The organism is Chryseobacterium sp. CH25, assembly GCF_004119455.1.
Classification (GTDB): Bacteria; Bacteroidota; Bacteroidia; order Flavobacteriales; family Weeksellaceae; genus Chryseobacterium.
Map to the genome: position 1 here is coordinate 82,000 of NZ_NRQT01000007.1, position 21,468 is coordinate 103,467.

Here is a 21,468-nt window from a genome sequence, read left to right on the forward strand (position 1 = left end):
TAAACTATTCATAGTTATTATATATTGAACAAACGTAAAGAATTGCTTAACTTTGTACTGATAAAAAACAAAATATATGTATCCAACAGATTTAGTAATGCCTATGAAGGCTGAACTTACAGATAAAGGTTTCCAGGATTTAACAACTCCTACTCAGGTAGAAGATGCTTTAAAGCAGTCCGGAACAACATTATTGGTTATTAACTCCGTATGCGGATGTGCTGCAGGTGCTGCAAGACCGGGAGTTGTATACTCTTTAACCGGAGACAAAAAGCCGGATCATTTAACAACTGTATTTGCAGGTTTTGATACTGAGGCTGTAGTAGAAGCAAGAAAACACCTTGCTCCATTCCCTCCGAGCTCTCCTTGCGTAGCTCTTTTCAAAGATGGAGAATTGGTTCATATGCTGGAAAGACACCACATTGAAGGAAATCCTGCAGGAGCAATTGCTGCAAACCTTCAGGCTGCTTACGATGAGTACTGCTAAGAAACAATAAACTAAATACTAAACCGTTACAGATTTTGTAACGGTTTTTTTATTTAAACTCACAAAAAATTCTCTAAACATCCAAATATCATTATATTTGTTGGAATGGCAACCAAGGCACTTTTTAATACTGTAGTCAACTGGTTCATCCGTCAAAGGATAGACCAGATTCAGAATTTCATGGATCATCCCATTGAAACTCAGAAGGGTATACTGTTTTCTCAGCTGTTTCATGCGGAAGATACAGAATATGGCAAACTGCATGGATTTAACTCTATTTCAAGCTATCAGGACTTTAAAAACAAAGTTCCCATTGTTACCTATGAAGAAATGGAGCCCTATATTGAAAAAGCAAGGCAGGGACAGAAAGATGTAAGCTGGCCAGGGCTGATTAAGCATTTTGCCAAATCATCCGGAACAACCAATGCTAAAAGTAAATTCATTCCTATTTCTGCAGAAAGCCTGGAATACTGTCATATGAAGGCCGGAAAAGATATGGTTTCCATTTACGCCAACAACCACCCTGAAAATCAACTTTTTAATTATAAAAATTTACGCTTAGGCGGAAGTTCTGAACTATACGCAGATTTTAACACCAAATTTGGCGATTTATCTGCTATTTTAATTGATAACCTTCCGTTCTGGGTAGAAATTACCACCACTCCAAGTAAGAAGGTTTCTTTAATGGGTGAATGGGAAAGCAAGCTTAGAGCCATTACTTCAGAAGTGAAGAATGAAGATGTAGGCAGCATCCTTGGAGTACCCAGCTGGATGATGGTTCTTCTGCAAAAGGTACTGCACGAAACCAATGTAGAGAATATTTCAGAGCTATGGCCTAATCTGGAGGTGTTTTTTCACGGTGGAATCAGTTTTAAGCCCTACAGGGAGCAATACCGAAAGATCATCGGAAAAAACATCAATTACTACGAAATATACAATGCTTCGGAAGGGTTCTTCGGAATACAGGACAGATCCAACAGTGATGAAATGCTTCTGATGCTTGATTATGGGATATTCTACGAGTTTATTCCAATGGATCAGTTCCATTTTTCAAACCCTAAAGTGGTAAGTCTTGAAGATGTAGAAATCGGGAAGAATTATGCCATGGTTATCACTACCAATGGTGGATTATGGAGATATCTGATTGGCGATACGGTAATATTTACCTCTACCAATCCTTTCAGAATCAAGATAACGGGAAGAACGAAGCATTATATTAACGCTTTCGGAGAAGAATTAATGATTACCAATGTAGAATCTGCCTTATCTAAGGCCTGTGAGCTCACTGGGGCTCAGATTACGGATTTTACAGGAGCTCCGGTCTTTATGAAAGAAAATGAAAGCGGTGCCCATGAATGGATATTTGAATTCAGCCAGTATCCTGATAATCTGGACAGCTTTGTAGATGCTTTTGACCAGCATTTAAAGAAAATTAATTCGGATTACGAAGCAAAAAGATACAACAATATAACGTTGAGAAGACCCATTGTTCATATTGCCAAAGACAACCTTTTCTATCATTGGCTGGAATCCAAAGGAAAACTTGGCGGTCAGAATAAAGTACCGAGACTGAGTAATGACAGGGAATATATAGATCCACTGTTAGAGCTTAATAAATAATAGAGAGAAAGATGGATGCTGGAAGTTATTGCAGCCTTTACAGAACTTCTATTTTAAAACTGAGAGATAGATAAAAATATATAGGGACCAAAGTTAGATAAAGGTGAGGTTTCTTACTTCTAACTTCCTACTCAATAAAAAACCCGCAGTTGAAATCAACTGCGGGTTTTGTTTTATTTGCTTAAATCTTCTTTCAGTTTTTTAGCAGCGTCCTCTACTTTTGCCGCTCCTTTTCTTGCAGCGTCTTTGGCATCTTTTCCTGCTTCCTGAGCTCCGGTTTTAATATCTTTTCCTACTTTATTAGCTTCATTTTTGATATCCTGCCCTGCTTTATTAAGATCCTGTTTGGTTTTATCTGCAGTAGCATCTATTTTATCTTTAGCTTTTTGAGCAGCATTGTCTATTTTATCTCCAGCCTGGTCCAATTTTGCATCAACTTTTTCCTTAGCTTCATTTACTTTTGCTGAATCAACCATTGGAGATGTTTCAGAAACAGTTGTGGTGGTGGTAACAGTTCCATCAGCATTTTCTACCTGTTCTGTCTTTGTTGTGGATTTTGTGCAGGCAACTGCGAATAGAGAGATCGCTATTGCCGCAAGAATTTGCTTTTTCATATTGTATATTTTTAAAGATGTTTTTTGGATTTATTCTGTTTTGGTTACAGGAGAAGGTGGAGTTTCTACTGCTTTTTTCTTATTTTCAGCATCTGCCGTTTTCTTTTCTTCCTCTTCTTTCTTTTTGTTTTCTTTCTCCAGTTCTGCCTTAAGCTTCTGCTCTTCTTCCAGGGCTTTTTTAACCTGTTTTACAGAGTCCAGATATTCTGGTGAAGACATTCTGATCTTGCGGGCTATATCCACCGTTACAGCCCCATTAGAAAAAGAATCAACAGCTGTTGTATCATAGTGGCTTTTCAGATCCTGTTCGGCTCCAAATCCTGGAGATTCCTTCTTGGAACAGGCCGTTAGAAGAAGTCCAAAAATGAAAAGTGCAGACAATAAATTTTTCATGGAACTAATTTAGCAGAAATTCTGCAATTACAGGATAGTGATCCGATAATTTCACAGACTGATCTACTTTGTAGCTTAATGGAATAATTGATTTTGAACTGAAAATATAATCAATTCTCAAAGGAATTTTATAATCATGAAAACTGGAAGCACTTCCCTTTCCTGCCGTTAAAAACGCATCCTGAAGATCTTTTCCCAAACTGTAATATTCATAAGAATTCGGAACAGAATTAAAATCTCCGGCTACAATAACAGGGTAAGGAGAGAAGTCTACTACTTTTCTGATTTTTTTAATCTGATCTTCATGAGCCTGAAAAGTAGGTATCATATGAGAAAGAAGTGTAGATACGTTTCCTATTCCCATCGCATCCAGCTTTGTAAACATTGTTTTCTGTAGACGGAAAGGTTCAAGATAAACATTGACAATTCTGATGATTTTTCCATTGATATCTACATCTGCATAGAAAGAATTTCCTCTTGAATTATCTTCTATGATCTCTGCCTGTCTTAGGATTTTATGCTTTGTTTTTAGAATTACTGAAGGATATTTTACGAGATCCTGTCTTAAAGCACGGTTGGTGTCTTTTTCCTGTACCAAAATAATATCCGGATCCTGCTCTTTGATATAGTTTTTTACTTTATCCCATCCGTAATCACCATATTTTACATTAAAAGTCAGTACTTTAATATCACGTACTGTTTTTACTTTATCTGTTCTGGGGGAGAAATTAACCCATCTTCTGATTGGATTATAAAAAAGTAATGTTCCCAGCGCAAAAGCAATAGCAATTTTATTTTTTTTGAAAATCCATACCAATGTAAGAATAATGTGTGCAGACATCAGATACGGAAAACCAAGAGAAAGTAAATTAAGGTTCCCCAAAAGATTAGGTGGAACCCATGCATTTCCCAATGTGCACAGCAGTAAAACGGCAATAGCGATATGTATAAATAGTAATATCTGATTCGACTTCATGAAAAACATTCTTGGTACCCGTTTTTTTAAGCAAAAACCCTACCAAGCAGTCAAATTTTAACTATTTTTATGATTATTTTTCACTTACAGAGAGTTCGGAAATAACCGGATAATGATCTGAAACACTGATAGAACGGTCAACAACATAAGATACAGCCTTCAATGATTTTGAGGTAAATACATAATCAATCCTGATAGGAAATTTATAATCATGAAAACTGGTTGCACTCCCTCTTCCTGCCGTCATAAAAGCATCTTCAAGACCCTCAGATAAGTAATAATACTCATAAGAATTGGGAACAGAATTAAAATCTCCGGTGATAACAACAGGATATGGTGAATTTTCTATACCCTGACGTATTTTCTTTACCTGATCCTGATGTATTTTAAAAGTAGGTATTAGTTTTCTTACAACACCTTTTACTTTCTGTTCATTAGCTTCGGCATTTCCATCAAGCTTCACCATCTTCTTTTCAAACTGAAACGGATAAAGATAGACGTCAACAAATCTATAAGTTCTCCCTTTTATTTCAATATCTGCCTGGAGAGCACTTGGAAGGCTTACATCCTCATTTTCAGAAAAAATCAGTTTCTCGTTAGATAGGTTATGCTTTGTAAGAATAGTTAAAACCCCATTTGATTTAGTTCTATGGTAGCCTTTAAGGGTTGGATATTCCATTCCGCCATCTTCCTGCAGGAGAATAACATCTGCATCCTGAGCTTTGAGATAATCTAAGACCTCTTCCTTACCCATAAGCCCGGCTTTTATATTGAAAGATACAATCTTTATAGAACCGGAACTTTCTTTCTTCTCTGAAGAAAAATTGACCCATCGTTTTACAGGATTGATAAATGCCAATCCTACAAACATGAATACAAATGCTCTTTTTTTCCAGCTGAATACCCAGAATACTGTCAAAACAATATACAAGGTCATAAGAATTGGAAATCCTAAAGAAAGCAGATCAAACCACGGAAATATTTTAGGTGGGACATAAGCATTCAACAGAGAACCTAACAATAGAAACAGGATTCCTACATGCAGGACTAAAAGTATAAGTCGGAAAATCTTCACGGGAAATGATTAATTGAATCTATATAAATGTTTTTTCCAGATTCTTGCCAGCAGCCATCCTACCAGAGCTCCACCAACGTGAGCCAGGTGAGCAACGCTTCCTCCATTTCCGGAAACACCCAGATATACAGAAACCACAATAACAATAGGTAAAAGGTATTTTACTTTAATTGGAACCGGAATAAACATAATTCCGATTTTTGCATCAGGATATAAGGTTGCAAAAGCCGCTACTACACCAAAAATAGCTCCGGAAGCTCCCATCATAGGAGATTTTAATAATGCATAATATTGATTAGACAACTCAACTCCCTCAGGTGTTGTTGCGCTGATTCTCAAATCTCCCAAATAATCAATCCCTGCTTTTGAATAAATTTCTGATGCATTTAATCCTAAACTTTGTAAACCAGAAATGATTTGCTGTGCTTCTACAAAGTTCCATAGATTAAATAGGAAAAATGACCCTAATCCGCTGGCAAAGTATAATAATATGTATTTTTTTTCACCTAAAACCTGTTCTAAAACCGGCCCAAAACTAAATAGCGTAAACATATTGAATAAAATATGCATCAACCCACCAGGTTCTCTGAACGGAGCATGCATAAACATATGTGTAATGATCTGCCACGATTTAAAGTTGGGAGAAAAAGGATAGAATCCTGAAAGCGTATTGTATAAACTTGGATAGTATAAAAAATTAGCGATCAAGTAAACGACAATATTAATAATGATAATATTCCTTGTAATGGGTGGTATATTGTTAAACATATTTTTTAAAATTTGTTTTTAAAATCATTAAACGGAACTTCATAGAAGCATCTTTTCCCATCCGGTAAAAACTCAGGGAAACCTAATGCTGTAAAGTCTTTAATGACCTGTTCCGCATCTTTTTTATAAATAAAGTCAAATCTTGACTTCGACTGCATTTTACTCCATTGGTTATGGTAATAATGCATGAATTCATCTTCAGTTTTATAATCCAGGATTTCAAAAAGGTTTTCCAGGAACTTCATGGCCTGTGTTTCTTTTAATCCTTCCGGAAGAGAATCTATTCTCAATACACTTTCATGAGCAATTTTCATGTCAAACCCAAGCTCAGGAAGATATTTTTTAATGGATTCATATTTACTTTTCTCAATCTCATTCATGTGATACTCCAGAGAAAAAAGTAAAGCATGACTATTGGTATTCGTATTTGCTTTTCTTGTAGACTTATTATTTTCTGCAACCAGCAGCCTGTGCATTCTTCCAAGATCCAACATCAAAGTTACATCTCCTTTATTGAACAGCCAGTATCCGTTAGGCAACCTCATCAGGTCTTCATCAAAATCTTCATCTTCAAACAGATTGATTTTTGAAGGCTCTGCAGTAATATTCTGATGATACATTTCCGTAAGATTCTGAATTTCTTCTGGATGTACTACATTTTTCTCTTCCAAAAACGGGTTGTAATCTCTGTCTACAATAATCTCAGGCATTTTGATAACACCACCTCCACCGCCATTTCCTTTACTTGGAATAGGTTTGTTCATCATTTCATCCAGTTCCGGATCTCTATCGAAATCAAGGCTTGGAGAAACATTATAAATTCCCAGTGACCTCTTGATGGTAGAACGAAGCAAAGCGAAAATAAGATGTTCATCTTCAAACTTCACTTCTGTTTTCTGCGGATGAATATTGACATCAATTTTCTCCGGATCCAGTTCCAGATACAAGAAAAATGATGGAACATATCCTGGCTGAAGAAGCCCTTCAAAGGCTTCCTGTACCGCTTTATTAAAATATGGACTTCTGAAATATCTTCCATTAACAAAAAGAAACTGCTCTCCTCTGGCTTTTTTAGCGCCTTCAGGTTTAGCAACAAATCCGTGAAGTTTACACCAGATGATATCTTCTTTGATAGGAATTAAAAGCGGCTGTAATTTTCTTCCGAAAACGTCTACAATACGCTGCATCTGACTTCCTTTTCTTAATCTGAAAACAGCTTCATCATCATGAAATAAAGAAAATTCCAATCCTTCATGTGCCAATGCAACACGCTGAAATTCATCAATTACGTGTCTGAATTCAATATTATTATTTTTAAGAAACTTTCTTCTGGCAGGAACATTATAAAATAAATTCTTTACCAGAAAGTTTGATCCTTCTGCAGTCTGAACGGGATCCTGAAACTGGAAAACACCCCCTTCAATATAGATGTTGGTTCCAATGGAAGCCTCTCTTTGCTTTGTTCTCAGTTCAACCTGTGAAACAGCAGCAATAGAAGCTAATGCTTCCCCACGGAAACCTTTTGTTGCGATCTTAAAGATATCTTCCGTTCCTCTGATCTTAGAGGTAGCATGTCTTTCAAACGCCAGTCTGGCATCTGTTTCGGACATTCCTTTTCCGTCATCTACGACCTGGATAAGGTTTTTGCCGGCATCCCTGATAATCAGTTCAATCTTCGTTGCATCTGCATCTATAGCATTTTCCAAAAGTTCCTTCACGATGGATGCAGGTCTCTGCACCACCTCTCCTGCCGCAATTTGGTTGGCTACATGATCCGGTAAAAGCTGAATAATATCTGACATAAAAACGTAAATCAACTTACAAAAATAGTCAATGAAAATGGGAATTAAAACATTAAAAACGGGAATTAATATTTAATTATCAACATTTCAACAATACAGCTTTCTGCAAATTCTGCTCCAAACTGTTTGTAGTCTCAGCTTTTAATAAAGAACAATCCCCCATTGTTTTTCTACCAATAGAGGATTGAACCAGCTAGTTTATACAAAAAATTAATAGTGATATTTACCCTGCACCAGGTATCTAATCCTAGTCATCAAAGACCAGTTTTCTATTCTTTTTACTTTTAGGAATCCCATGGATCTTTTCATACAGATAAGCCAAAAGATTCGGTTTTTTATAAATTCTGTTGTATCTGTACTTCGTATTGAAGTGCCTTACATGAATTTTATAAGCGTCATATCCAATTACGATCATCAAACATACACTGATGACATAGAATACTCTAAATTCCAGATAGTAGTAAGTTAACCCAGAGAACACTGCACCTAATACATAGGCTACCATAATACTCATCAGCAATTTTGCTCTTCCGATTAATTCACCATTTTTCTGTATTTCTTCTGAGTAAACATAGAAACCAGAATTCCTAAGTCGGTGGTTGTTCCCGTAAGGTGGGTAGTTTTAACAGAGAAGTTGGAAATACTTGCCGTTAAACCATTCTGTAATCCTGTGGCGAAAAGCATTATTGCTACTAAAACTTCTGTTTCCGCCAACGTTTTCTGATAATATAACTGTCCATATACTCCTACTCCAAACAAACATAATATTTCCAGAACAAGAGGCATTGCGTGGGCAAAATACTTACTCTTCTTATTGAAGTTAATCACAATAAAGTTAGACAGGAAGCTTCCGAAAAAGAACAGGAAGATCCAGCTGCCCATTACAGCTACCTGAGACCAGTTTCCTTTACTGATTTCTGCAGCTAAAATCGCATAGTGACCTGTTACGTTGGATGTAAAAGAGAGAAATATAAGTAGGGATGCAATATTTATAGTACCTGCCGTGAAGGCAGTCAGCGTCCCCAACCTGATATTGTCTCCCAATGTTCTGCTGTTACTATAATTTCTTAACATTTGTAATCTTTTTTAAATTGTGATAATGATGATTAGACCTCAACAAAGATCTCAGCCAGCCTTCCTCTTTCCGGAAGTCTTTCTCTGATCTCAAGGGTAATTTCCCCAGACTGAAGTCCTTTGCTTTTTTTGATATAAGGAACAAGATCAAATTTTCCTTTTCCTTTGCTTTTAATGGCAGTAGAATAGTAAGCCTCTTCAATATTATTAGCCTCTACATATTGGTTGAAGGTTCTCTGGAAACTTCCTGTAAAGATGTCGCAGATAATCTTATTAACTAAATGAGGATACTTATTCTTAATGATTTCATAGCCATCACAGAACTCAGTAGGTCTGATTTTATTGAAGATCGTTGTCTTAGTATTAAATAAAAGATCTCTGATAGAATCTCCTGAATCATATCCTGAAACCAGAAGGATGTTATATTGATTTTGATCTTCAGAAGCATCTTTTTCTCTCAGTACTTTTTTCAATATGTTTAATGACTCAAGAGAGTAATCTGTTGCAATTAAAATTGTTTTAGCCATGTTCTTATTATTTTGTATTGTGTTTATCTTTTTTGATGATACAAAATTAGAATGGCCAGATTAGAAGATCTTTGGAATAGAATTAAAATGTCATTAAAGAGATTAAAATGAGATTAGAAAATTGTTAAGAGGTATTAACATGAACAAAACGGTCGTAAACAAAACCACATAAAACACTCATTATCATTGAAATAAACCAAAATGATTAAATTTTATTGCAGATAAAATCTTTGCGCCTTAAAAACACACCCCAAATAAAATTCTTTTGCGTCTTCGCGTTTTTCCAACATAATGAATATTTTTTGGGGAAATGCAAAGGCGCAAAGGTGATAAATAATAAGCTGCTTTTAAGGCGCAAGAAAATCAAAGATTTTCAGCAAGCAGATATTTAAAGCAACACACTATGTGGCTAATATAAAAATGATTAAAAACAGTGGAATGTAGATTTTCAGCTTTATACTGTTTCTTTCTGTGTACTGTAAAAGTTTGGAAAACGCATCTGTACTGTAGTTCCCTGGTTCTCATTGGAAGTTACAATCAGTTCACCATGATGCATTCTGACGATGTTTCTTGCCAATGGAAGCCCGATTCCATAGCCTTCGTAGTTATTAGTATTGGAAGCTCTGAAAAACGGATCATAGATTTTGTTCATTTCCTGCTGCGGAATCCCGATCCCGTTATCCTTTACAATGATATAAACATCAGCATCCGTAGCTCCCAGAGAAACTCTTACCTGCTGGAAATTAGAATATTTGCAGCCATTGCTGATAATGTTGGCAACCGCAAGATGCAGAAGCTGCTCATTACCCTGTACCTTTAATTTTTTAGGATTATCAGGAAGCATACTGATATCCAGATAGATATTGTTTCTGGAATCAATTTTTCTAAGGGTTTCAATAACATCCCAAAGCAGCTGATCCATTCTTACTTTATCCATTTTCTGGATCTTACCATCGAATCCGGTTTGGGCAATCATTAGAAGGGCTTTGATCTTTTTATCAAGCTTTTCTGCTTCATCCAGAATAATTTCCAGCGTTTCTTTATACTCATCCGGTGTTCTACTGATAGAAAGAGCAACATCTGCCTCTCCCATAATAGATGTTAACGGAGTTCTCAGCTCATGCGAAACATTACCAATTAAATGATTCTGTGTTTCAAAAGAGGTTTCAATACGGTTAAGCATATCATTGAAAGTGTCTACCAGCTCATTCAATTCTTTATTATCTGGCTGGGGCTCTAACCGAAGGTGAAGATTTTCAGAACTGATCTCTTTTACTTTCCCTGTAATTTTTAAAATAGGTCTAAAGAGTGTTTTTGACAGATAAAATGAAAAAATCATACTGAAGAACAATGAAAGCACAATACAGGTAAGCAGCGTTCTTTTCAAAAACCCAAGGTAATAGATCACATAATGGTTTTTAGCTGAAGCAATGGCGATATAGTCTTTATCATCATACTTAAAGCTTTGCCCAATATAGTAGAATTCTTTATCGTTATAATTGTCTTCTCCTTTTTTAAGGATATTTTTAAAGAAATAATCGGGAATATGAACTTCCTGAGAGATTTTCCTGAAATTGGAATCCGTTGGAACCGCAAAAACATAGTCTTTTTCCATTGGAAGCTCTTCATCATTCAGGCTGCTAAGAATATAGTTTTCGGGAAGATCCAGATGATCCTTACTTTTTTCTATCTGAACAATAGTTGCAGTACGGATTTTTAAAAGCTCATAAAACCTCTGGTGTGAAAAGTTAACAATTGAAAAGTAAACCAACCCACTGAACAGCAATATAATGGCGGTAAAAACCAACATTAAAAGTACCATCGTTTTGGTCTGATTTGTAATCACTTTGTTAAACATCCATTAAGCTTTTTTCAGAACGTATCCCATTCCTATTACGGTATGAATCAATTTATTATCATCTCTATCATCCAACTTTTTCCTTAGATAATTTACATAAACATCTACTACATTGGTTCCCAGTTCATAGTTTACTCCCCATACAGCATCTAAAATTTCAGCTCTGGAAATTACTTTTTCAGGGTTATTAAGGAAGTAAAGCAATAGCTTATACTCTGTAGAAGTAAGGGTAATTTCTTCTCCGGCACGGGTTACCTTTTTAGCATAATCATTGACCGTTAAATCAGAGAAATGAAACACATGTTCATTATCAGGTTCTGGTTCAACAATTTCCTGTGGAACGTTATTATGACTTCTTCTCAACAAAGACTTTACACGCGCTACCAGTTCAATAAATTTGAAAGGCTTCACCAAGTAATCATCTCCACCACTTTCCAGTCCCAGAACGATATTTTCAGAAGTTCCCAAGGCTGTTAAGAATAAAATCGGAACGCTTTGGTTGGTTTTTCTGATCTCCTTACAGACATCCAATCCATTCATTTCCGGAAGCATAATGTCTAAAATCACCAAATCGAAATCATTGGCCTGCACCAGCTGTACACCGGTACGCCCGTCAAAAGCCACGGAAATTTCATATCCGTTTTCCTGAAGTCCTTTTTTAATAAAGGATACTACACTGGTTTCGTCTTCGATGAGAATTATTTTTTTCATAAATGAAATAAGGAGTTTTACAAAAATAGGGAAATTTTATTGGGATAGGAGTATAAAGGAAAAGCTTTTTAAGTTGGAAGAGGGAGGCTGAAAGCTGGATGTTTCTTGAAGACCATTTAGAACTGAAGATTATTGATTATCATTTTACCTTTTCGTGAATTCCTCTTTTTGCCATACAACCTATATAGAATAATATTACCTTTGCTTTTCATTGACTATAGCATGAATGACTTTTTAATAGGTATCGGAAAAAGATTAAAAGATATCAGGAAGAAAAACAACCTAACTATTAACGAACTGGCTTTCAGAGCTAATGTAAGTAACGGTCTTGTTTCCCGTATCGAAAATGGAAGAACGATTCCTTCGCTTCCTGTTTTATTGGACCTTATTCAATCTTTGGATATTGATGCCAGCTATTTCTTTGAGGGAGTAGAGAAAAAATCCAATGCAAAATTTATTTATGTTCCTAAAGAAAGCCAGCAGGTTATAGAAAAAGAAGTTGAAGCTGAAGGTTTTAAATACATGCATATTTTCAGCAAAAGTCTTCATTCACTAGGTTTTGAGGCGGTACTGCTTACACTTGAACCCAATTCTAAAAGGGAAAAGGTGATTACCGATGCCTGGGAATTCAAATATATTCTGAAAGGAGAAGTAAAATACATTATTGACAATGAGGAGGTCATCATGAAAGAAGGTGATTCTTTATATTTAATGGAAAGTTTCCACACGTTCCCGTAAGCATCAGTAATGAAAGCTGCGTGATGCTTGTTCTTTATTTTTACACCGCTTAGATTCAATTACACAAAGCTTTTAGCCACATAGATACATCGTTTTTAAAAGCTTTGTATTCATTATAATATTCGTGCATTCGTGGCGAAAAAATTATTTTACAAGTAACCTTATCATGGTCTCTCATCAAAAAGTTTACTATTTGTAAACTTTTAGTTTTCTCATTTTTGATTAAAATGAACGGTATGTTAATCAGAAACCTCATCTGAACAGAAAATTTCAATTTAGAGAATTGAAGTTCAATTACCCCTCAACATCCTATAAAGAAACTATTTACCCAAAAACCATCACCCTTATTTTTCACATCAATAAAAACTCAGAAAGTAAAATTCAGGTAATAAATAGTCCTGATTTGTTAATCAATACTTAATACGAAATATTTATATATATTAAAATTATTAGCGTGATTTGCATAAAAAATTTAATATATGTAAAAATGAAAACAAATTTAGAGAAATTACTTACCCTTGCTTCTGTCTGTCTCGTTACCCTTGTTTCAGCACAAAAGCAGTTAATTATAGGAACTGTTCTTGACGACAGTCAGCCGCTTCCCGGTGCAACTGTCAAAATAAAAGGCTCATCCAAAAGTATAACCACTGATGTTGACGGAAAATTCGCAATTAATGACATCAAAGAAGGTGAATACAGTTTACAGATCAGCTACATTGGTTACACATCCACTGATATCACCGTTAATTTAAAAACGGATGAAACTACAGATCTCGGTACCATAAAACTTTCCCAGCCCAGAAAGAGTATTGATGAAGTTGTGGTTACCGGAACATTAAAAAACACAGAGGCAAGAGCCTTAAACTTACAGAAAAATGCGATCAATATTACCAATGTTATTGCATCTGACGGAATCGGAAAACTTCCTGATAGAAATGCTGCAGAAACTGTACAGCGTGTACAGGGAGTCTCTATTGAAAGAGATCAGGGAGAGGGAAGATTCGTTTCTTTAAGAGGCCTTCCGCCATTTTGGGCATCCACAACCATCAATGGGAACAGGCTTCCTACAGCAGAAGAAGAAACTACTTCCAGAGCTACAGCTTTTGACTTTTTCCCAACGGAACTAATTTCATATGTTCATGTCAACAAATCCTTTACACCTGATCTGGAAGCAGATGGAATTGGTGGCGGCGTTAACTTTATAACCAAGACTCCGCCTATGAAAACAGAGTTTAAAGCCACATTAGGAAGCGGTTACAATGCTAAAGCGGATAAAGGAGTCTATAACTTAGGTTTATTGTATGGTGGAAGAACGAAGGATAAAAAATTCGGGTATTTATTCAACTTTGCGCATTTCATCAGAAACTGGTCAACCGATAATTTTGAAGCAAGAAGAAGTGGTGATGAAGGCGTTTTCAGAATGGAACTTCGTGATTACAATGGGGTAAGAAAGACAACCGGAATTAATGCTGCATTTGAATATGTTCTTTCTCCCAAAAATACTCTATACCTGAAAGGAATGTATGGAACTTTATCTGACGATGAAACCCATTATAAACATAGAGTAAGGTTTGATAAGTTCAGTTCGGCTAATAATACAGCCAGAGTAGAACTTCAGAACATTCATAACTTATTGATTACGGAGCTTACATCAGTTTCATTAGGTGGGGTTCACAATTTAAATAAAGGAAAAATTGACTGGGATTTATCCTATTACGACAATCAGTTTAAATACGGAAACATCCCTGATAAACAGAACAATTCTTATTATGTAATTAAGTACACCCAATCCGGAGTTGGCATTAATCCAGATTATATTTCTGATCGTGGAAATGGTCCCAGAGCTTATTGGAAGGCAGATGGAGGAAAATTAGATTACAAAAACCCTGATGCTTTATTTGGCTTCTACAGCAATCCTGATTTTAAGATGGATGCTACTCAGATGAAGTTTACCGATCTTGAATTTTACAAGGTTTTCGTACAGGAAAAAGATAAGATTGTAGCAGCTTTCAATCATGAGATCAATGCTTCTGATAAACTGACCTTAAAATATGGTTTCAAATACAGGGATAAGGAACGTAATGCCAAATTCTCTGATATCTTCTACAACTGGAGCAACGGAGCAGCTCCTGTCCTATCAGATTATGCTCAATTTATTACAACCCAGCCAAATGGAAGAAAGTATTTGAGTGAAATGAATGCTCATATCGGAAATACATTCGGACCTGTACTCTCTACTGGAGGAATGAACCAATTCTGGTATGACAATCAGGGAAAATTGAAGATCAATACTACTGATTCCGAGGCATTAGAGTACAATAAAGCATTAGGAAGAAATTTTGATGTTTTTGAAAAACACGCCGATGCTTTTGGAATGGCAACCTACAAACTGAATGATAAGATCACTCTTTTAGGAGGAATCAGATTATCCAACACCAATACAAAGGTAAAAGGATATAATGTGATTGATGATGTGCTCACTCCGGTAGAACATACCAAAAATTATCTGGCTGTTCTTCCTATGCTTCATCTGAAATATACCTTAAATGATAAAACGAATATCCGTTTTGCGGCAACAAGAACTTTTTCAAGACCTAATTTCGGAGATTTAACACCAGGAGGAACTTATAGTGAAGCAGATAATGAATTCAAAGGTGGAAATCCCAATCTTAATCCAACCTACTCATTGAATTTTGACCTGATGGGAGAATATTATTTCTCAAATGTCGGAATCTTAAGCGGTGGTGTTTTCTATAAATCCATTACAGATCCAATTTTCCAGGATTCTTTCATTGGAGAGTATAATGGAATGCACGGAGTACAGTTCTCTGCCCCTAACAACGGAAATGCAGCTTGGTTAGGTGGTATTGAATTAGGCATCAACAAAAGATTTGACTTCTTACCAGGCTTCTTACAATATTTCGGAGCTCAGGTGAATGCCACCTTCATGACTTCTGAAATGGAAAAACCAAGCGGAAGAAAGGTAGCCCTTCCTTATCAGGCTAAAGAGTTGTATAACGTACAGCTATTCTTCGAGAAAAAAGGCTTCAATGCCAGAATAGCCTACAACTATAAAGGAAAATACGCTGTAGAATATGCTGAGGACGACATCAATGATTCTTACTACGGGAAATACAGCAGCTTAGATTTCGGAGGCTCTTATCAATTCACCAAAAACATAGGGCTGTATATGGATATCAACAATATTCTGAACAAACCTCTTATCTACCACTTTGGTAAAAACGAAGACCGCCCTGAGCAGGTAGAATATTATGGAGTACGATGTAACCTTGGAATAAAACTGAACTTCTAAACCATCACAAAATGGCCAGAACGATCAATAAAAAAACAATAGTAACACTAAAGGCCGCCTTTGCCGCCTTTGGTGTATACTTCTGCATGTACGGTTTCAGAAAACCTTTTACAGTAGCTTCTTTTGAAGGTCTTTCCTATTTCGGGGTTGATTACAAAATCCTGATTATCATTGCACAGGCTGTAGGCTATTTTATTTCAAAGTTTATCGGAATTAAGTTTATTTCTGAACTAAAACCAGCGAAAAGACTGACTTACTTATTCTCTTTTATCTCCATCGCAGAACTGTCTTTATTAGGATTCGCAGTAGTACCCGCTCCTTACAATATTGTGTTTATGTTTCTGAATGGAATTCCACTAGGAATGATCTGGGGGATTGTCTTTTCCTACATTGAAGGCCGAAAAACAACTGAAATCATCGGGCTTTTCCTTTGTTCGAGTTTTGTAGTTTCTTCAGGATTTACGAAGTCTGTAGGAAAGTTTTTAATGGATACCTTTTCTATTTCAGAATTCTGGATGCCATTTTCGGCAGGATTGATTTTTATTATTCCTTTACTTCTTTTCGGACTCCTGTTAGAAAGAATTCCCAAGCCCAGCGAAGAGGATGTTATGCTCAAAAGCAAAAGGCAGCCATTGAACGGAGCTGAAAGAAAAGCTCTTGTTCAGCAATTCTTTGTTCCCATTGTCTGCATTATCTTTCTCTACATCTGCCTGACTGTTTTAAGAGATTTCAGGGATAATTTTAACCGCGAGATCTGGGACGGGCTTCATTTTACTTTCGACAGCTCTATTTTTACCCTGACTGAAATTCCTATTGCAATAATGGTTCTTCTGATTCTGAGCTTTATGGTGAAAGTAAAAAACAATAAAAAGGCGTTTGCTTACTATCACTATATTCTTTTTGCAGGAATTTTAACGGTAGGGCTTTCTACTTACTTATTTCAGCAGAATGCTTTATCTCCTTTTTTATGGATGACCGTTTCCGGTTTCGGAATGTACATCTGCTATATTCCGTTTAATGGAATTTACTTTGACAGGATGATCGCTGCCTTTGATATTAAAGGAAATGTAGGGTTCCTGATCTATATTGTAGATTCTTTTGGATATCTGGGAAGCGTTTTGATCCTGCTGTATAAAAACTTCGGTTCGGCTCAGACTTCATGGCTTAATTTTTATATCAGCCTGAATTATATTATCACCATTAGTGTTTTAATTCTTTCTGTTATTGCTTTTTTAGCTTTCAGAAAGAAGGAAAAACCTAATTCAAACTCTAATCAATACATCAATTTCGATACGTCGAAAATCTTATAAATTATAGTACAATGAAAACAAAATTTGATTTACTCGTAGTAGGCGGCGGAATTTTAGGAACATTCCATGCTTATCATGCACTGAAGAGAAATCTGAAAGTAGCTTTACTGGAAAGAAACTCCATTCCTCAAGGTGCCACTGTACGAAATTTCGGGCAGGTTGTTCCTTCCGGTATGGATCTTAAATGGCAAAACTTCGGAAGAGAAAGTCTTTCAATATATAATGAACTTCATGCCCAGGCAGATCTTACCATCAGACAAAACGGTTCTGTTTACATCGCTTCCAATGATGAGGAACTTCAGCTTATTGAAGAACTGTATGAAATCAACAGAAACAATGATTATGAATCTGTTTTATTATCCAAAAATGACTGCATCAAGAAATATGATGGTCTTCGCTCTGATTATTGTAAAGGTGGATTATTCTTTCCCCAAGAGCTTTCTGTAGATTCTGCGGATATGATTGTAAAACTTCACAAGCTTTTACAGGAAAAAATGGGATTGCAGATCATTTATAACACCACTGTTGTTGAAACCCATGAGGATGAGCAAAAATGCACAGTTATCACCGCAAACGGAGAAGAATATACAGCATCTAAGATCATTATCTGTGGTGGACATGAGTTCAAAACTTTATATCCTAACGTATTCAATGAAAGTGATTTGCAAGTGAGTAAACTTCAGATGCTTCAAACCAAGCCTCAGGGAATCTATTCTCTTCCGGGAAATATCCTGACCGGGCTTTCAATAAGACGGTATGAATCATTTAGCGAATGTGCTTCTTTCCAGAAAATCAAATCATTAGAAGATCAAAATTCATTTGAAAAGAAATTTGGAGTTCACATCCTTTTCAAACAGGCATTGGACGGCTCCATCATTCTTGGAGACTCTCACGAATATGCGGATGCGAAGAATGCTGATGATCTTGGTTTTGATTTAAATATGGAAATTGACGAATTCATGATTCATGAAGCTAAGAAAATCATCGATCTTCCCACTTATGAAATCCAGAGAAGATGGTTTGGGGTATACTCTCAGTGCAAAACTAAAGATATTTTTGAGCATAGCCCATCTCCTAATATTCATATTGTAACGGGTATCGGAGGAAAAGGAATGACGGGAAGCGGAGGCTTCTCTAAGTTTAACATAGACAAAATTTACGCATAAATTTCAATGAAAAATATAGAATTATTGGTTCTGGATATGGCCGGAACAACAGTGGATGAAGATAATGTAGTATATAAAACCTTAACCGAGGCTGTTAACGAACATGGCTATCAGGTAAGCCTTGAACAGGTACTTATTACTTGTGCCGGGATGGAAAAACTGGAGGCCATCACCAGTTTATTAAAAAATATCAATGGAAATGAGGCAGAGGCAGCCTTTATTTTTGAAAACTTCTCTGGAAAATTAAAAGAGGCTTACCAGAATCTTGAGGTAAAACCGATCAACGGAACGGAAGATTTTCTCCTTAAAATGAAGTCCTTGCATAAAAAAGTAGTCCTTAATACAGGCTACACGTCTGAAATTGCCCAACAACTTTTAGATAAACTGCAATGGAAAGAAAATGTACATTTTGATGCCTTAATCACAGCGGATGATGTTTCAGAAAGCAGGCCAAGTCCTGAAATGATCCATCTGGCTATGAAAAAATTCAATATTCAGGAGCCGGAAAAGGTTTTGAAAGCCGGAGATTCCGTAATTGATATTGAAGAAGGGAAAAACGCAGGTTGTGGATTAACGATTGCTGTCCTTTCAGGAGCTCAGAGCAAATCAGAACTTGAAAAAGCTGAACCTGATTATATTTTTAATACCATTTCTGAAGCAGAAAACATTCTTTAAATACTTGCTTTATACTTTGACACAAATGTTTTTACTAGGCATTTGTGTCTTTTTTAAACCACCCCCTCAAATCTTCGATTTGCCACCCCTCCAGAAGAGGGGAATTATCACTCTCTCGACTGGATATTTACCTTCGTTGAAAATTTTGCTCACTGTCATTCTGAATGGAGTGAAACGTAATGAAGAATCTCAGAATAACAAATGTCAAATTTTTAATATTAGTCAACTTTTAAATTTTCAGCAATCCTTAGCGGCACTGCAACACACAGACTGCCTCCAAAATCAATTAAAACATTAATATTATAATAGTTACAATACTAAATTTATTTCTCGCACTTCATTATAAAAGCAACTTTTTAATTATCAATTAATTAATTTTCAGTTCACATATTTTTACAATAGTAAATTAATTTTACAATTATTAAAAAATAAATTACTATTTGTAAACTTTTACTTTTCAAAACCTTTTATCCCCATGAAAACAAAACTATTCTCAATGGCTGTTGTAATGAGCTGTTTCCTTGGAGCTCAAACTAAAAAAGTTCTTTTTATCGGTATCGACGGATGCCGTGCAGATGTGATGATGTCTGCCAATATCCCAACTATCAAAAACCTCATCAATCAATCCATCTATTCTCTTGACGGTTTATGCGCTGCTACAACCTGGAGCGGAAATGGCTGGAGTACCATGCTTACTGGTGTATGGCATACCAAACACAATGTACAGGATAATAATTTTACCAGTCCAAATTATGCGAATTATCCTGACTTTCTAACCAGAGCGGAAAGTCATAACCCTAATCTGAGAACTATTTCACTGGCTCATTGGGCTCCTGTGAATGATAAAATTATTCAGAATGCAGATGTAAAAACCAATCTATCGACCGATCTTGCGGTGAAAAACGCTGCTGTAAATGCCTTACAAAATGATAATCCGGATATTCTATTCTTAGATTTTGATGATGTGGATCATGCAGGACATTCTTATGGGTTTTCTTCTGCCATTCCACAATATGTTTCTTCTATTCAGACTACAGATGCCTATATTGGAGAAATTGTAACTGCAATGAAAAACAGAGCAACTTACAACAATGAAGATTGGTTGGTCGTTTTAACAACAGATCATGGTGCTGTGGACAGCTCTCATGGTGGTGGAAACCTTTCTGAGCGAAATATTTTTACCATTTATTCGAATCCAGGATTTACTCCTCAGCAGATCAGTAAAACCATTCTTGAGTCCAATAAAACATTCAATCAACTTAACCTTCCTTCAGGAACTTATGCAAAACCATCAAATCAAACGTCTTTCAACTTCGGATCAAATCAGGATTTCACAATTGAATTTTGGGTAAAACCAAACGCCACCTACACAAGTGATCCTGTATTTCTAGGAAATAAAAACTGGAATAATGGAAAAAATAAAGGAATTATCTTCTCAGGATACTCCGGGCAGACCTTTAAAATGAATATTGCAGATGGTACCAACCGCATTGATCTTGTAGGTGGAAAAATAGAAACCAATAAATGGAAACATATTGCTGCAAGCTTTGACAGAGACGGTCTTGTTACTTTATACGAAGACGGCGTTCCGGTTACTTTTGCTAAAATGAATACCATCGGAAATATTGATTCTATACTTCCACTCACATTAAACCAGGATGGAACAAATACTTACAGTGTTAATCTTGCCGCTTCTTATAAAGATGTAAGAATCTGGAAATCTGCGCTTCCGAATGATGTAATTGTGAACTGGGCCAACCAGGATATAACATCATCACATCCTTATTATGCTCAGTTATTGGCCAATTGGAAATGTAATGAATCGTCAGGAAGTTCGTTAGCAGATTCAAGTCCTAATGCTAATCACATGACTATTACAGGTTCTCCAACCTATGCGGCCAATGTTTCAAACACATTCAAAGTGTATGATTATACCACAACAACAAGAGAAACGGATCACTTCCCAACAGTATTGAACTGGCTTTGTATTCCGGTACAGGCTTCATGGGGAATAGATGGCACAAACAGAGGCCCTGATTGTTCAAAACAGGTATTATCAACCAAAGAAATCAAAACTACAGCTGAAGATTTTAAAGTATATCCTAATCCTTCCTCTACACAAATCAACATCAGTTATCAATCGGAGGATAAGGAAATTAAAGCTGAAATTATGGATATGAAAGGATCCTTGGTTTCCAACAAAAGTTTAAGATCTTTCAATGGAAATTATGATGAAAAAATCAATATTGAAGAGCTTCCAGCCGGAATGTACTTTATTAAACTTAATGGAAGTAAAAAGTCTCTGACGAAGGCTTTTATCAAGAAATAAAAAAAGAAAAACAATTAGATTTAAATTTTGAT

The 21,468-nt window shown here is 36.0% G+C and carries 18 protein-coding genes and 1 pseudogene; 8 read left to right on the forward strand and 11 right to left on the reverse strand.

Translation table 11 applies throughout. From position 1 onward, the window contains the following. Window positions 1–76: 76 nt before the first annotated feature. Together BOQ64_RS16490 and BOQ64_RS16495 are read left to right on the forward strand one after the other, a co-directional pair. Entirely contained in the window at window positions 77–487 is a 411-nt protein-coding gene (locus BOQ64_RS16490; protein ID WP_079243608.1) for a BrxA/BrxB family bacilliredoxin, read from the forward strand. Window positions 488–592: 105 nt separating this feature from the next. Continuing rightward, complete coding sequence (locus BOQ64_RS16495) at window positions 593–2,107, forward strand: GH3 auxin-responsive promoter family protein (RefSeq protein WP_129058844.1); 1,515 nt, start codon at window positions 593–595, stop codon at window positions 2,105–2,107. A 173-nt stretch (window positions 2,108–2,280) separates the two neighbouring features. On the opposite strand, the gene BOQ64_RS16500 is transcribed toward BOQ64_RS16495, so the two are convergent. The 11 genes from BOQ64_RS16500 to BOQ64_RS16545 form a co-directional block, all read right to left on the reverse strand. Continuing rightward, window positions 2,281–2,721 carry a hypothetical protein gene (locus tag BOQ64_RS16500; RefSeq protein WP_129058845.1) on the reverse strand — a complete coding sequence of 147 codons (441 nt, stop codon included), beginning with the start codon at window positions 2,719–2,721 and terminating at the stop codon, window positions 2,281–2,283. 30 nt (window positions 2,722–2,751) lie between these two features. After that, entirely contained in the window at window positions 2,752–3,114 is a 363-nt protein-coding gene (locus tag BOQ64_RS16505; protein WP_129058846.1) for a hypothetical protein, read from the reverse strand. 4 nt (window positions 3,115–3,118) lie between these two features. Continuing rightward, a complete protein-coding gene (locus BOQ64_RS16510; protein ID WP_129058847.1) occupies window positions 3,119–4,090 on the reverse strand; it encodes an endonuclease/exonuclease/phosphatase family protein in 972 nt (323 codons plus the stop codon). Between the two features lie 73 nt (window positions 4,091–4,163). Further along, the gene (locus BOQ64_RS16515) at window positions 4,164–5,165 is read right to left on the reverse strand and encodes an endonuclease/exonuclease/phosphatase family protein (RefSeq protein WP_228448431.1); all 1,002 of its coding nucleotides are present in this window, start codon (window positions 5,163–5,165) and stop codon (window positions 4,164–4,166) included. Window positions 5,166–5,174: 9 nt separating this feature from the next. Continuing rightward, on the reverse strand, window positions 5,175–5,933 hold the full coding sequence (locus BOQ64_RS16520) for a rhomboid family intramembrane serine protease (RefSeq protein ID WP_129059763.1): 759 nt from the start codon (window positions 5,931–5,933) through the stop codon (window positions 5,175–5,177). A 5-nt stretch (window positions 5,934–5,938) separates the two neighbouring features. Beyond that, window positions 5,939–7,735 (reverse strand): DNA mismatch repair endonuclease MutL, encoded by a 1,797-nt coding sequence (gene mutL / locus BOQ64_RS16525; protein ID WP_129058848.1) that lies wholly within the window; start codon window positions 7,733–7,735, stop codon window positions 5,939–5,941. Window positions 7,736–7,982: 247 nt separating this feature from the next. Further along, complete coding sequence (locus tag BOQ64_RS24090; protein ID WP_228448432.1) at window positions 7,983–8,240, reverse strand: hypothetical protein; 258 nt, start codon at window positions 8,238–8,240, stop codon at window positions 7,983–7,985. Window positions 8,241–8,269: 29 nt separating this feature from the next. Continuing rightward, entirely contained in the window at window positions 8,270–8,809 is a 540-nt protein-coding gene (locus BOQ64_RS16530; protein ID WP_228448433.1) for a YoaK family protein, read from the reverse strand. A gap of 32 nt (window positions 8,810–8,841) precedes the next feature. Continuing rightward, window positions 8,842–9,336: a hypothetical protein gene (locus BOQ64_RS16535; RefSeq protein WP_129058849.1), complete on the reverse strand. Its 495-nt coding sequence runs from the start codon at window positions 9,334–9,336 to the stop codon at window positions 8,842–8,844. Window positions 9,337–9,790: 454 nt separating this feature from the next. Next, the gene (locus tag BOQ64_RS16540; RefSeq protein ID WP_129058850.1) at window positions 9,791–11,194 is read right to left on the reverse strand and encodes a sensor histidine kinase; all 1,404 of its coding nucleotides are present in this window, start codon (window positions 11,192–11,194) and stop codon (window positions 9,791–9,793) included. A 3-nt stretch (window positions 11,195–11,197) separates the two neighbouring features. Further along, complete coding sequence (locus BOQ64_RS16545; RefSeq protein ID WP_129058851.1) at window positions 11,198–11,905, reverse strand: response regulator transcription factor; 708 nt, start codon at window positions 11,903–11,905, stop codon at window positions 11,198–11,200. 222 nt (window positions 11,906–12,127) lie between these two features. Here BOQ64_RS16545 and BOQ64_RS16550 point away from each other — a divergent pair. The 6 genes and pseudogenes from BOQ64_RS16550 (at window position 12,128) to BOQ64_RS16575 (ending at window position 21,436) form a co-directional block, all read left to right on the forward strand. After that, a pseudogene (locus BOQ64_RS16550) lies at window positions 12,128–12,696 on the forward strand (helix-turn-helix domain-containing protein). Between the two features lie 434 nt (window positions 12,697–13,130). Then, complete coding sequence (locus BOQ64_RS16555) at window positions 13,131–15,956, forward strand: TonB-dependent receptor (RefSeq protein ID WP_129058852.1); 2,826 nt, start codon at window positions 13,131–13,133, stop codon at window positions 15,954–15,956. Between the two features lie 11 nt (window positions 15,957–15,967). After that, on the forward strand, window positions 15,968–17,266 hold the full coding sequence (locus BOQ64_RS16560; RefSeq protein ID WP_129058853.1) for a DUF5690 family protein: 1,299 nt from the start codon (window positions 15,968–15,970) through the stop codon (window positions 17,264–17,266). 11 nt (window positions 17,267–17,277) lie between these two features. Next, window positions 17,278–18,432: a TIGR03364 family FAD-dependent oxidoreductase gene (locus BOQ64_RS16565; protein ID WP_129058854.1), complete on the forward strand. Its 1,155-nt coding sequence runs from the start codon at window positions 17,278–17,280 to the stop codon at window positions 18,430–18,432. Between the two features lie 6 nt (window positions 18,433–18,438). Continuing rightward, window positions 18,439–19,107 carry an HAD-IA family hydrolase gene (locus BOQ64_RS16570; protein WP_129058855.1) on the forward strand — a complete coding sequence of 223 codons (669 nt, stop codon included), beginning with the start codon at window positions 18,439–18,441 and terminating at the stop codon, window positions 19,105–19,107. Window positions 19,108–19,582: 475 nt separating this feature from the next. Beyond that, the gene (locus BOQ64_RS16575; protein ID WP_129058856.1) at window positions 19,583–21,436 is read left to right on the forward strand and encodes an alkaline phosphatase family protein; all 1,854 of its coding nucleotides are present in this window, start codon (window positions 19,583–19,585) and stop codon (window positions 21,434–21,436) included. Window positions 21,437–21,468 lie beyond the last annotated feature (32 nt).